Below are 13,607 nucleotides of genomic sequence, written 5' to 3' on the forward strand. Positions count from 1 at the left end.
ACAAAGGTAATCTCTTTTTACTCCCCCACCCAGCACATCAAAATGCGAATTAGCCAGATGGACCGATGAGGCTGGCTTTTGTGATTGGGCGGAATTAGGGCTAAATTTGTGGTCCCATTATACTGAGTATCCTGTGCCGTGTACCATCGACCTTAGACGAGGATGACGCCAAGCGACACACATATATATTGAGAGAAAAAGAATGATCGTATCGTACAACTTGCTCAAGAAGTATGTCGACCATGACCTCACTGCTGAGGAGGTCAGCGACATCCTGACATCAACCGGTCTGGAGTCAGACGGCGTGGAGACGCGTGAGTCGATCCGTGGCGGACTGCGCGGTCTCGTCATCGGGAAGGTCCTCACCTGTGTCCCGCACCCCAACTCTGACCACCTCCACATCACCACGGTGGATCTCGGTAGCAAGTACAGCCCGGACGGACCTCTGCAGATCGTCTGCGGGGCGCCCAACGTCGCTGCCGGACAGACCGTCGTGGTAGCCACCATAGGCTGCACACTCTACGATGGCGAGGAGTCCTTTACGATCAAGAAGGGCCGTATGCGCGGGGAGGACTCCTTCGGTATGATCTGCGCAGAGGACGAGATCGGGCTCGGCAGCGCCCACGACGGGATTATGGTACTGCCGGACGACATCCCCGCCGGGACCGAGGCGGCAGACTACTTCGGCGTACACTCTGATCAGGTGATCACGATCGACATCACACCCAATCGCGTCGACGGCACCTCCCTCTATGGTGTCGCCCGCGACCTCTACGCTTACCTCCGGTCGCGCGGACTCAGGACAGCACTCCATAAGCCCGAGGTGAGTGAGATAAAGGGAGAGGGACACCCCGTGAGTCTCCATATCGACGCTCCGGAGGCTGCCCCGCGCTATGCGGGAGTGGTAGTTCGCGGTCTGAAGGTCGGACCATCACCCAAGTGGCTTCGCGAGGCGCTTGAGACGATGGGCGTCCACCCGGTAAATAACGTTGTCGATGCTGCCAACTATGTCCTTATGGAGATCGGACAGCCGCTTCACACCTTTGACCTCGATAAGGTCAAGGGGGGCGAGGTACATGTCCGGCTCGCTAAGGCGGGGGAGAAGCTCACCGCACTGGACGGCAAGGAGTACGAGCTGACGGAGAGAGATCTGGTGATCGCAGACGCCGCCGACCCGATCTGCATCGCCGGCGTGATCGGCGGGAAGGACTCCGGCATCACCGAGGAGACGACCAATATGTTCCTCGAGTGTGCCACCTTCCACCCCACCTACGTCCGCAAGACAGCTCGTCGGCATGGGCTCAATACAGATGCCTCCTTCCGCTACGAGAGAGGGCTGGACCCCAATGAGATCCCCTACGCCCTCCGGCGTGCCGTCGACCTGATCACCGAGGTGGCAGGGGGCGAGGTGGCGAGTGCCATCTACGACGAGTACCCCAGTCCCGTGGGACCTTATACGATCGACCTCTCCTGGAAGCGCCTCTATGGTCTGATCGGCTTCGAGATCGACAAGGCTCAGGTGCGCAATATCCTCGAGTCGCTCCTGATCACCATTACCCGTGAGGACGAGGAGGGGATCCACGTGGAGGTACCCCGTTACCGATACGATGTGACACACGATGTGGACCTGATCGAGGAGATCCTCCGCATCTACGGGTACAATACCTACCAGGCCCCGGACCAGCGACTGACGCTGACGATGGGCGCTCCCTCCTACCAGGATCAGAGCGTCCGCTACCAGCAGGTGATCAGCGAGCAATTAGTGGGAGCGGGATTCTTCGAGATCCTCAATAACTCCCTCTCCAAGGAGTCCTACTACAGCGACGAGAAGAGCTCCGAGCAAGCGGTGAGGGTGATCAATCCCCTCTCTGCCGACCTCTCCACGCTTCGTCAGACATTGGTTCACGGCGGACTGGAGTCGATCGAGCGAAATCTCAATCGCAAGGCAACAAATATCCGCTTCTTCGAGTTTGGCAACACCTACACCCGCGTCGACGAGAAGGAAGAAAACCCGCTACGAGGCTTCCACGAGAGCTTCCGTCTCGGACTCTGGATGACCGGGGACACCGATACCGGCAACTGGATCACCCCCGAGCGGGAGATCTCGGTCTATGAGCTCAAGGGAGTCCTCGAGCAGATTCTGGTCCGTATGGGCGTTAATGCCGGAGAGATCAGCAGCGAGCAGAGGGAGGACGATCCACTCTTCGAGAAGTGCCAGGTACTCTCACTCAAGGGCGGGGAGGTCTTCGCCCGCTGGGGACTCCTCGACCGGGAGATGCTGACGACGATGCACGACATCGACGTGCCGGTCTACTTCGCTGAGATCAAGTGGGACGTCCTGCTCCACCGCGTCCTCGGTCGGCTGACCAAGGCGACGAGCATCCCCCGCTTCCCCTCCGTCAAGCGCGACTTCGCCCTCCTCGTCGACAAGAGTGTCACCTTTGAGACCATCAAGCAGGCCGCTGAGAAGGCTGAGCCCAAGCTACTGAGGAGCGTCGAGCTCTTCGACGTCTACGAGGATAAGACCCTGCCCGAGGGCAAGCGGTCGTACGCCGTCACCTTTGAGCTCCTCGACCCGGACAAGACGCTGAGCGATAAGGCGATCGAGAAGACAATGCAGAAAATTTTCAATCAAATCGAGCACGCTACCGGAGCGACTCTCCGATAAAACGGTCGACCGAGACTATAGTTACTGACAATAATCATGGGAAGAGCATTTGAGTACAGAAAAGCGCGTAAGATGAAGCGCTGGGGCAATATGGCCCGTACATTTACGAAGCTGGGCAAGGAGATCACCGTGGCGGTCCGCGACGGAGGTCCCGACCCGGACACCAACCCCCGCCTGCGCGTACTCATCCAGACCTCCAAGAAGGAGAATATGCCCAAGGAGAATGTCCAGCGCGCCATCAAGAAAGCGACGGACAAGGATCAGGCAAATTATGAGACCGTCACGTACGAGGGCTATGCTCCGCATGGCATCGCCATATTCGTGGAGACCATGACCGACAATACGACCCGCACGGTGGCCAATCTCAGGAGCTACTTCACCAAGTACGGTGGGAGCCTCGGTGTGAATGGTAGCGTAGAGTTCCTCTTTGACCACAAGGTAGTCTTCACTGTCACTCCCAAGGAGGAGGGCAAGGAGTACGACCCCGAGGAGCTACTCCTGGAGCTCATCGACGCCGGTGCGGAGGATGTCTCCAGGTCGGACGACGGCTACACGGTGACGGGAGACTTTGCCGTCAATGGCACCCTGCAGACAGCACTCGAGGGGATGGACTTCGAGATCCAGTCGGCAGACTTCATCCGCGACCCCAAGATGACGAAGGAGATCACTCCCGAGGAGCGCGAGGAGGTCAATACTCTGATCGACAAGATCGAGGACGACGATGATGTACAGAACGTCTTCTCCGACATGGCTGAGGACGACAGCGACGACGAGGAGTAAGTAAGGACGATACCGACGGCATTATGAGCGAGGAGGAGATGGACAGAGAGACAGAGGATCGGACGGAGGAGAAAAAGCGGACGATGAGCACAGGACGCGCTGTCAGGATCACGCTGCTAAACCTGCTGGCCATGGTCGTCGTGGGGGCGCTTATCATCGTAGGAGCTCTCTATCTCCTCGATGTCTACACCCACCATGGCGAGGCGGCCAAGGTGCCGGATCTCTCCGGCATGACCCTGACGGAGGCGCAGACGGCGGTGCGGTCCATGGACCTGGACCTCGAGATCGTCGACTCTATCTATACGGAGGGGATGGCACCCGGTGTGATCCTGAAGACCTCTCCCGGTCCGGGATCGATCATCAAGAAGCACCGCACGATCTTCCTGACCACCAATACCACGACCGTGGAGCAGGTGGTGATGCCTGCTGTCTACGACACCTCGAGACGCCGTGCTCAAGCTGCCCTCAGGTCGGCAGGCTTTGTCGATGTGACGATCAAGATGGTCCCCGGGAGATACAATGATCTCGCGGTGGAGGTGTCCGATCGTCAGACCGGTCAAGTGATCCAGCCGGGCACTAAGCTACCATTCAATACCCCTCTCGTCCTCTCGATCACCTCGACCTCCTCTCTTGACAGCCTCTACGATGCCGACACCACAGCTGTGGACCGCGAGGTCGCGGAGGCACTCCAGAGGATCGGACAGGCTGAGGAGCCCGATGGGGAGGATCTGCCGGAGCTCTGAGCTGATAGAGGTCCAGTCACACCAGCATACGCCTTACAGTAAATGACCGAAAGAGACCTACCGACCGAGCCGGAGCCGGTAGACGAGGAGGATGAGGAGGTTGACCAGCTCTACGAGCACTACGCCATCACAGCAGATCAGGGGCAGGAGCCTCTGAGGGTCGACCGCTTTCTCGTCAATATGATGCCTAAGATCTCCCGCAGTCGCATCCAGCGGGCAGCCTCTTCCGGCTTCATCTTCGTCAACGGCGAGCCGGTAAAGTCCAATTATAAGGTCAAGCCTCTCGACCGCGTCTCTATGCGGCTTGAGCGTCCACCGATGACCCTCGAGATCACGCCCCAGGAGATGCCTCTCGAGATCGTCTACGAGGATGACTGGCTCTTGGTGGTCAATAAGCCGGCGGGACTGGTGGTCCACCCAGGGCACGGCAACTGGGACGGGACGCTCCTCAATGGCCTCGCCTGGTACCTGCGGAATGACCCCGACTTTGATGTCAATGATCCGGCGATAGGGCTGGTCCACCGTATCGACAAGGATACCAGCGGACTCCTAGTGATCGCCAAGACCGCGGAGGTGAAGAGTGCACTCGGGAAGCAATTCTTTGACCACTCCACCCGGCGCGAGTATGTGGCGGTGATCTGGGGACATATGGACCCGGCGGAGGGCGTGCTGAGGAGCAACATTGCTCGCGACCCTCGTGACCGGACGAGGATGGCACCCTTTCCCTACGAGGGCGAAGTGGGTAAGACGGCCGTGACCCACTACAGCACGGAGGAGTACCTCGGCTACCTCAGCCAGGTACGCTGCCGCCTCGAGACGGGACGCACGCACCAGATCCGTGTCCACCTCTCCCACGAGGGGCACCCGCTCTTCAATGACGCCGTCTACGGTGGGGATCAGATCCTCCGCGGTAATCGCTTCGCCAGCTACAAGAAATTTGTGGAGAATGCCTTCGCCATCTGCCCAAGGCAGGCACTGCATGCGCAGACGCTGGGCTTCTTTCATCCCATACTTAAGCGACAGATGGACTTCTCGAGTACGCTACCGCCCGACATGACCGCCCTCATCGAGAAGTGGCGGAAGTACGTCGACGACGGCAATGTAGAGAACCTCTGATCACATCTCATTATGGATCAAGAAAAACTAAAGATTGCGCTCATCGCCGGCGGCTACAGTGGCGAGTATACCGTCTCCCTGTCGAGCCAGGAGGGGCTGATGAAGTTTCTCTCCGACAGCCCTTACGAGATCTACCCGGTACTGATACGGCGTGATCACTGGACAGTCCTCGGACTCGAGGACACACCTGAGATCGACAAGGGAGACTTCTCCTTTGTCCACCCCGAGACAGGTCGCAAGGTTCGCTTCGACTTCGCCTACATCACCATCCACGGCACACCGGGCGAGGACGGGCACCTGACCGGCTACCTCGACATGCTGCAGATCCCCTACTCCTGCTGCCCGACGCTGATCGGTGCGCTCACCTTCGACAAGTACGTCTGCGCCCGCTACCTCTCCACCTTTGGGATCAAGATCGCCCCGGCTGTCCGGCTCACCAAGTACGACCGAATCGACATCGATGACCTGCTCCGAGAGCCGGGGCTTCCCTGCTTCGTGAAGCCCAATAACGGAGGCTCCAGCATCGCTACGACGCACGTCACCGAGCGAGAGCAGCTGCAACCGGCGATAGATAAGGCACTCGCCGAGAGTGGCGATGTGATGATCCAGTCCCTCATCACCGGCACCGAGATCACCTGTGGCGCCTACGAGGACGCCGAGGGGATCCACATCCTGCCGATCACCGAGGTGGTGCCCAAGAGCGAGTTCTTCGACTACGATGCCAAGTACAATGGCGCCGTGGACGAGATCACGCCGGCCCGCATCCCTGAGGAGACGACAGCGCGTGTCAAGGAGCTGACCCACCAGATCTACCGCCACCTACGGGCCGCCGGCATCATCCGGGTGGACTACTTCATCGAGAGCGACGGCACTCCCGTGCTGCTGGAGGTCAATACCACACCCGGGATGACAGCTACCAGCTTCATCCCCCAGCAGATCCGTGCCGCCGGTCTCGTGCCGGGGAAGGTCCTCGAGGGGATCATCGACTTCCTCTACCACCGGTCACGCCGGTAGAGGAGGCTCTTCCGCCAAGTCATCCGGGGCTGCGTCTCACATGAGACGTAGCCTTTTTTTTGGCTATTCCTCTCAGCCGATAGTCCTATCTCTTCCTCCCGGTCAAATAGAGTCTGGAGAGGGAGTCTTCTCAGAAAATAAGCGACAGAAAAGTCTTCCGATACTCCTCTCTTTTACTTATCTTTGTGGGAGTAGTTTTTAGAAACCCTATTCTTAACGATACATACAATCATATGCTAGCATACGTTTTTCCAGGCCAAGGATCCCAGCACATAGGCATGGGCATGGCCATGTATGATAATAATCCTGAGGCGATGCGCCTCTTTGATCGTGCGGATGAGATCCTCGGCTTCGGTCTGAGTAAGATCATCTTTGACGGCACGGAGGAGGAGCTGAAGCAGACCGCTGTCACTCAGCCTGCCGTCTTCGTCCACTCCTACATCTCCGCAGCTGTCCTCGGCTCTGAGGAGAAGCCCGACATGGTGGCCGGTCACTCTCTGGGAGAGTTTACCGCCCTCGCTGTCGCCGGGGCGCTCTCCTTTGAGGACGCTGTCCGACTCGTACATATGCGTGCCGTGGCTATGCAGAAGGCCTGCGCTGAGGCTCCATCGACGATGGCGGCTATCATCGGTCTTCCGGACGCCGAGGTGGAGGAGATCTGCGCCAATATCCTGGACAAGCTGGTCATACCTGCCAATTACAATAGCCCCGGGCAGGTGGTCATCAGCGGCTCCATCGATGGAGTCAATCAAGCCATCGAGGAGGCGAAGAAGGCCGGAGCCAAGCGAGCCATTGCTCTGAAGGTGAGTGGTGCATTCCACAGCCCACTGATGGAGCCGGCTCGTCAGGAGCTTGAGCAGGCGATCCACCAGACGCACATCCAGACCCCCCGCTGCCCGATCTACCAAAATGTGGACGCCAAGCCACACACCGACCCCAAGGAGATCGAGAGCAACTTAGTCAAGCAGCTCACCGCCCCTGTACTCTGGTCTCAGACGGTACAGCGCATGATCGCTGACGGAGCGGATCGCTTCATCGAGTTTGGCCCGGGTAACACCCTGCAGGGGCTTATCCGCCGCATCGACCGAAGCGTCACGGTAGAGGGACGAGAGGGCTGATTTCTCACTCCGCACCCGTGTCAGAGAGTACCGGTCATCGGTCCCACGAGGGGGATGCCCTCCATCGCGTAGAGCTAAGGACGTCTTACCTCATAGAGCGCTACCAAGCGCTTCGGCAGGAGGTGGAGCTGCTTAGAGACCAGAATGGTCAGCTCCGTAGTCTATTAGCCAAGGAGACGACAAGAGCCGACGGACTGGAGCAGAAGCTCGCCCTCAGGGCGCCCATCGCAGCCGATGACCCGGATGTACGCAAGTCTGCAGCGGGCCTCTACGCAGAGATCGATGATCTCGTGGAGACCGTGGACGATGTACTTCGCCTCTTAGAGACCCACGTCAAGTAATTCCGACTGACACCGTACTCACTACCTACCACCCAACGCTCCACAGCCGTCATGCCTGACAGATCCCCGGATATGCAGGCAGAGACGCCTGTACCCACTCTCACCCGCGTGATCAACCTCCGCGTGGGGGAGGTACCTATGGCCGTCACCATTCCCCGTGAGGAGGAGGCGGAGGCCACCCTGAGAGCAGCCGCCAAGGAGCTCAATCACCTCCTTGACGAGTACAGGTCCCAGTACGACCTCACGACCATCGAGGCACTCACCTACGCTGCCATCCACCTCGGTCGCGACAAGTACCGCCTACTGCAGCAGCAAGAGCACGCCGACTACGAGGGACGACTCGCCAAGCTCTCAAGGGACCTTGATCAGGCACTTGATGGTCTGAGTACACAGACCTCCCCCAGAGACAACACTTAGATAAAGACATACCACTATATGAGTCCCATAATAATTGCGATCATCGTCGCCATAGTCCTACTGGCATCGGGCTGGATTCTGCTCAATAAGCAGAACGAGCGCCATGCTCAGAGGCTCTATGAAAACGAGATCGCCAAAGCCAAAGAGGCTCGGCAGGAGTACCTCGACCAGGCCAAGGTCACTCGAGACGAGTACATGGCCAAGGCGAGAGAGGATGCCGAGATGCTCCAGAGAGACAAGCTCCTGAAGATCAAGGAAGAATTCCTAAAGCGCAGGGCCGAGCTCGCAGACGAAGTACAGGCTCGTCAAGCCTCACTCCAGTCCATCGAGGACAAGCTCAAGAAGCGCGAGGAGCAGCTCACCAAGCTCCAGGACGACATGTCCCGCCGCTCACAGGCGATAGAGGAGGAGGGAGTCAACCTCAAGAAGCAGATCGACTTCAATAAGGCCAAGGAGGCCGAGCTCGAGGCGCTACGTCTCCGCCAGCTTGAGCAGCTCGAGGAGACCAGCGGTCTTACCAAGGAGCAAGCCAAGGCGCAACTGATGGAGCACCTCAAGAGCGAGGTCAAGTCCAGCGCCGCCATCATGACCAATGAGATCATCGATGATGCGAAGCTCAAGGCAAATGCCGAGGCGCGCAAGATCGTCATCAAGACCATCCAGCGCATCGCCACCGAGACCGCTATCGAGAATGCGGTCACCGTCTTTCACATCGACAACGATGACATCAAGGGGCGCATCATCGGTCGTGAGGGACGCAACATCCGCGCCCTCGAGGCTGCCACCGGTGTCGAGATTATCGTCGATGACACCCCTGAGGCGATCCTGCTCTCCTGCTTTGACCCCGTCCGCCGAGAGCTGGCACGCCTGTCCCTCCACGAGCTGGTGCAGGACGGACGCATCCACCCCGCCCGCATCGAGGAGGTGGTCGAGAAGACTGAGAAGCAGCTCGAGGAGGAGATCATGGAGACCGGCGAGCGAACCGTGATCGACCTCGGCATCCACGGCATGCACCCCGAGCTGATCCGCCTCGTCGGCAAGATGAAATACCGCTCCAGCTATGGGCAAAACCTCCTCCAGCACAGCCGCGAGACCGCCAACCTCTGTGCCGTCATGGCCTCGGAGCTCGGACTGGACGCCAAGAAGGCGCGCCGTGCCGGACTCCTCCACGACATCGGAAAGGTGGCAGACGAGGAGCCGCAGATGCCTCACGCCCTCCTCGGCATGAAGCTCTGCGAGAAGTACAAGGAGAAGCCGGACATCTGCAATGCCGTCGGCTCCCACCACGATGAGATCGAGATGAGCACCCTCATCGCCCCCATCATCCAGGTCTGCGATGCCATCAGTGGCGCACGACCCGGAGCACGGCGCGAGATAGCAGAGGCCTACATCAAGCGACTTAAGGCACTTGAGGACCTCGCCCTCTCCTACCCCGGAGTGATCAAGACCTACGCTATCCAGGCAGGTCGCGAGCTCCGCGTCGTCGTCGGGGCCGACAAGGTCGACGATGCCGGCACCGTCGAGCTCTCCAATGCGATCGCTGAGCGAGTGCAGGATGAGCTCACCTACCCCGGGCAGGTCAAGATCACCGTCATCCGGGAGCGACGCGTCGTCTCCTACGCCAAGTAATCCGGCACCACCCCAAAAAAGAGGGTGCGCCATCCGTATGGGATGGCGCACCCTCTTTTTTTTTTGAAGCTACAGAAGACCGCAGCACAATAGCTATAGTCGATAGGGGGCTCGGGGAGGGGGGGACGTACCTGATCTTTACAGCTATGATAAACGCCCCCTACCGAGGTGCCGCTCCGCCTCCCATCTCCAATCGAGGTCGGATGGTGCACCCCAGGGGGGGGGGACCTTTTGGGGAGGGGTCGTTCTCGCGTAAGTCTAATACCGATATTAGTGTCGCCTAATACCGATATTAGTGATCACTAATATCGGTATTAGGATTTCCCCACTTATATCGTCTCTTCAGAGAGCCGGCTTGCCTCGTCGTCGTCTCACCGCCAGAGCCTGTCCCGAGGGGCGCAAATGGGGCCATCTAATAGATGGTACACCGGCAGGCGTAAGGATGGCCGATGCATAGGGAGCGTGCATCCCCGTCGGGGTGCCGTCGCTCGTGTCCGACCTCTCGGATCAACTGATGATCAGCGAGAGGGTACCAAAAAGAAGGGTGTACCCATCACGAGCACACTCTCCTTGATTATATCAATATCCTGTGTCTAAGAGGATATTGGTATACACATATATGAAGCTTAGTTTACTGATGTACTCGCATCAGAATAGCGATTATTCGATAGTATTGTTCTGGATACAGCGGACCGGATTGGAGAAGTTGCCGTTCCAGTACTCAATGAATGCATTCTGGTACTCAAGGGTAGCGCGGAAGGCATTCATACCATCAGAGCTGAAGTTTGCCCAGTATGCAGTCTTGACCCCCTCGCTGACGATGCTGAAGGCTGCGTCAGTACTCATGGCACGGAAGCCGGCGAAGGGAAACCAGCAGCTCACCTTATCGTCGTTGTAGAAGAAGACCCCGTTATTGATCATACCATCCTTAGCGGCAGCATCCAGCCCCTCACTGGGCAGGTAGTCCTCGGTACCATTGGCATAGATACGGGCCTGAGAGAGGTAGCGATTGAGCCTGAAGAGCTCTGCATAGCTTGGTACCCTCCACCCTTCGGGGCAGGGGTCGTTATAGCTTTTGCTTGTCGGCATCTGCATCACATTGGTCGCCATACCTACATAGTACGACCAGTTCCAAGCATCGTTAAGCCTACTCGCATTTGAGGTTTGGGCGGGGAAGGTACCGTACATTCCCCAGGAGAAGTAGCCGTCATTAGCCTCAGGGACATTACGCCCAGCAAAGTAATACCGTGTCTTATTATTCCCATAGCTATTAATTTGTGCCGGGTCTACGGACCAACGGAAGTACTCGACCTTATTACGTCCGTAGGTGGATGTCGGTACAGTGGTACTCCCCCCCCACTCAGAGGGTGACTTGTCAAAAGATCGCCCGTAGGCATAGATCACCGGCTCATCTCCCGGCTGGGCTATCGGGACAGCGCAAGCATAGAGCAGGTCGCGAGGCGGGAGCTCCTGATTATACCGGTCCGTCTTGATGACATAGCGATTCCAATTGCGTGACCCTCCGACGAAGCGTGAGACCTTGAGGTTGCGGTCCATCCAGATCTCCTTGCCTATCCGGACATACCCCCCCTGATAGACCATAATGCGCTTGAAGAACTGGTCCCCGATGATATCGACATATCCCTCGCGCGCAGGATAGAGCCCACCGATCTCTTCCCCCTGATTATTTGGCGGGAGAGTGACGGTGAAGGTACTATTGTAGGACCCCTTGTCAAAGGTCGGCTGTGTAATAGTGATCCAGTCGTGCGAGGCCTTGACCTCCCACTTCATCGTCGAGCTAACATCGATGGAGTAGGTCTGAGACTGCCTCTGATAGAGACTGCTCTCGATGACTCTCGTGGATCGCTCCATGAAGGGCTTCTTAGGCTCGCTATCGGGATAGGTGATCCGATAGTCCAGCCCCAGACCGGAGACCACTCGGATGGTGACAGACCTGGTGGGGTAGTCCCTATGGTAGGGCGACAACTTCAGCTCAATGTATCCCTCCCTGTAGAAGGAGCCCTCTGTCAAGCCATCCGCCACGATCGTCAGCGAGGAGGGTCCCATATATATGGGGCGACCTAAGTCATTATCCACATACGAAGGCTTCGTATCCAGTGTGATATGGATCCACTTGTCCTCCTCGGGGAGATCGGGGTCGAGGAGATCGACACCCTTGGAGTCATAGATCTTGTTGATGTACCAATAGGTGTCCGGGAAAGTGGTGGCGATGGTGGAGTAGAAGACCTCTCTCTGTGCGCCATTGCTGACATGGAGCGAGGGATCAGCATCAAGGTTATCGAAGTACCCATCATCCGGCTGCTGTGAGACCGGTATCTCCGTATAGAGATTGGGCCGACCTACCACAATCACACAGATGATCGCTTTCCTGACGGGAGATCTTTTCCCTACACCCTCCATATTCGCATAGTCAGGCAGTGCTGTACGTGTAATATTAAGTCCATTGGGCAGACCGCTGTTTCCGTCCTTACTCACCTCCACTGTCAGCCAATCCTCATAGAGAGGATCCGACACTGCCGGATCGACATAGACTACTCTTGTCTGTATCTCAGGATTAGGGGCGTTTGTCTTGAGAAGAAAGGGATCAGTCCGACCGTCCTTCACCAATTGCAGATCTCGATCCTCCATGGCGAGGTAGTACTGACCGTCAAACTTGACATACCGGTAGTCCCCCACATCCTTAGAGATAAAGTTGTCGGCGTCCTGAGCATACTCCAGCACGAGGTTGGTAGCCTTATTGGCCTTAGCCTCCTCGACCTTGTAGTACCCTTCACCCCTCACCTCCTTGATATTAATAGTGTACAGACTATTGCGGGATATAAGTTGCTCGCCTCTGTAGTCAGCAGGGTCTATCCGGAAGTAGCCCCAGTCCGTCTTTCCCTTGAAGAGGTGGAGGATCAAGTAGATCGACTGGTCGTTGGCGGGGTTAGTGTCCTCTGAGTCACTGGTCCTGTCGTAGCTGAAGTACTCGAGGGTAAAGAGATGTGCCACGCTGCTGTCATTACTCAGTGAGCCCTGTACCCCATTATACCTCTTCCCGGAGTCGGGAGTAAGACTCTTGCCGGTGACATCGTCTCTGTGCGGTGATAGATAGCAGCTCTTGGCGCCATTGTAGAGCTGCGCTGAGGCGATCGTGAACCGCTTGTCACTCATTACCACCTCTATCTGTGAGACTAACCTCTGGAGTCTCATAGCCACTCGCTCAGTGGCGGATATGGTTACGCTCTTTGCCTCACCATACATAATAAATGGGGCCCAGAGCTCATCCTCACTCTTTGAGATGGTCACCACCATGTCACTCAGAGCCTGCCTCGTGGTCACCGTTCCTAAGTCAGCCTCGAGAGAGGCGGTGGGATTGGCCACAGCATAGAAGTCGTAGGCCCCCTCGCTGAGGTCCAGCCGTGTGGAGAAGAGACCGGAGATGACAGGTGAGCTACTATAGTCGAGAACCACCCTGGTGAGTGGAGCTGCCGGGTCGGTCGAGGGAGCATAGAAGAGGTAGATCTTCTTCACCGTAGCCTCATTCTCGAAGTCCCCCCCCTCGACAGACTTGAGTGAAGGTGTACCCCCTACCCGAGACTTGCCAAATCGGGGTACGGAAAAGTCGATCTGCACCTTGGTGCTCTGGTGAGAGGCGACAAGCTCCTCGGCCGTCTCTCTCTGCTGAGTGCATGCTACAGCAAGGAGCAGCATCACCAGCGTCCCCAAGCAACGACTCGAGCGGGACCATATATCACTGGATATCATACTTCTCATAGTC

Annotated in this window: 10 protein-coding genes; 9 read left to right on the plus strand and 1 reads right to left on the minus strand. The window is 57.6% G+C overall.

The window, feature by feature from the left end; all coding sequences use genetic code 11:
- Positions 1-202 precede the first annotated feature (202 nt).
- From pheT to rny, 9 genes are all read left to right on the plus strand, one after another.
- A complete protein-coding gene (gene pheT, locus QZR17_RS05255) occupies positions 203-2,668 on the plus strand; it encodes a phenylalanine--tRNA ligase subunit beta (RefSeq protein ID WP_297128581.1) in 2,466 nt (821 codons plus the stop codon).
- A 36-nt stretch (positions 2,669-2,704) separates the two neighbouring features.
- Positions 2,705-3,448, plus strand: a complete 744-nt coding sequence (locus tag QZR17_RS05260; RefSeq protein ID WP_070466459.1) for a YebC/PmpR family DNA-binding transcriptional regulator — start codon at positions 2,705-2,707, stop codon at positions 3,446-3,448.
- A gap of 23 nt (positions 3,449-3,471) precedes the next feature.
- Positions 3,472-4,191, plus strand: a complete 720-nt coding sequence (locus QZR17_RS05265) for a PASTA domain-containing protein (RefSeq protein WP_297128585.1) — start codon at positions 3,472-3,474, stop codon at positions 4,189-4,191.
- Between the two features lie 42 nt (positions 4,192-4,233).
- On the plus strand, positions 4,234-5,307 hold the full coding sequence (locus QZR17_RS05270; RefSeq protein ID WP_297128587.1) for an RluA family pseudouridine synthase: 1,074 nt from the start codon (positions 4,234-4,236) through the stop codon (positions 5,305-5,307).
- Positions 5,308-5,319: 12 nt separating this feature from the next.
- Positions 5,320-6,321 (plus strand): D-alanine--D-alanine ligase, encoded by a 1,002-nt coding sequence (locus QZR17_RS05275; RefSeq protein WP_297128590.1) that lies wholly within the window; start codon positions 5,320-5,322, stop codon positions 6,319-6,321.
- A 233-nt stretch (positions 6,322-6,554) separates the two neighbouring features.
- Positions 6,555-7,439, plus strand: coding sequence for an ACP S-malonyltransferase (fabD, locus tag QZR17_RS05280; protein WP_296164433.1), 885 nt, complete (start codon positions 6,555-6,557; stop codon positions 7,437-7,439).
- Positions 7,440-7,456: 17 nt separating this feature from the next.
- The gene (locus tag QZR17_RS05285; protein ID WP_297128593.1) at positions 7,457-7,780 is read left to right on the plus strand and encodes a hypothetical protein; all 324 of its coding nucleotides are present in this window, start codon (positions 7,457-7,459) and stop codon (positions 7,778-7,780) included.
- A 51-nt stretch (positions 7,781-7,831) separates the two neighbouring features.
- Positions 7,832-8,197, plus strand: coding sequence for a cell division protein ZapA (locus QZR17_RS05290; protein WP_297128595.1), 366 nt, complete (start codon positions 7,832-7,834; stop codon positions 8,195-8,197).
- An 18-nt stretch (positions 8,198-8,215) separates the two neighbouring features.
- Entirely contained in the window at positions 8,216-9,826 is a 1,611-nt protein-coding gene (gene rny / locus QZR17_RS05295; protein ID WP_297128598.1) for a ribonuclease Y, read from the plus strand.
- Between the two features lie 660 nt (positions 9,827-10,486).
- On the opposite strand, the gene QZR17_RS05300 is transcribed toward rny, so the two are convergent.
- Positions 10,487-13,594 carry a BACON domain-containing carbohydrate-binding protein gene (locus tag QZR17_RS05300; protein ID WP_297128600.1) on the minus strand — a complete coding sequence of 1,036 codons (3,108 nt, stop codon included), beginning with the start codon at positions 13,592-13,594 and terminating at the stop codon, positions 10,487-10,489.
- Between the last annotated feature and the right edge of the window lie 13 nt (positions 13,595-13,607).

Origin of the sequence: uncultured Porphyromonas sp. (genome assembly GCF_900541275.1) — a bacterium.
Classification (GTDB): domain Bacteria; phylum Bacteroidota; class Bacteroidia; order Bacteroidales; family Porphyromonadaceae; genus Porphyromonas_A.

Bases quoted from the DNA above. Each gene is read 5' to 3' on its own strand.
- pheT (WP_297128581.1), top strand. From the start codon at position 203: ATGATCGTATCGTACAACTTGCTCAAGAAGTATGTCGACCATGACCTC.
- QZR17_RS05260 (WP_070466459.1), top strand. From the start codon at position 2,705: ATGGGAAGAGCATTTGAGTACAGAAAAGCGCGTAAGATGAAGCGCTGG.
- QZR17_RS05265 (WP_297128585.1), top strand. From the start codon at position 3,472: ATGAGCGAGGAGGAGATGGACAGAGAGACAGAGGATCGGACGGAGGAG.
- QZR17_RS05270 (WP_297128587.1), top strand. From the start codon at position 4,234: ATGACCGAAAGAGACCTACCGACCGAGCCGGAGCCGGTAGACGAGGAG.
- QZR17_RS05275 (WP_297128590.1), top strand. From the start codon at position 5,320: ATGGATCAAGAAAAACTAAAGATTGCGCTCATCGCCGGCGGCTACAGT.
- fabD (WP_296164433.1), top strand. From the start codon at position 6,555: ATGCTAGCATACGTTTTTCCAGGCCAAGGATCCCAGCACATAGGCATG.
- QZR17_RS05290 (WP_297128595.1), top strand. From the start codon at position 7,832: ATGCCTGACAGATCCCCGGATATGCAGGCAGAGACGCCTGTACCCACT.
- rny (WP_297128598.1), top strand. From the start codon at position 8,216: ATGAGTCCCATAATAATTGCGATCATCGTCGCCATAGTCCTACTGGCA.
- QZR17_RS05300 (WP_297128600.1), bottom strand. From the start codon at position 13,594: ATGATATCCAGTGATATATGGTCCCGCTCGAGTCGTTGCTTGGGGACG.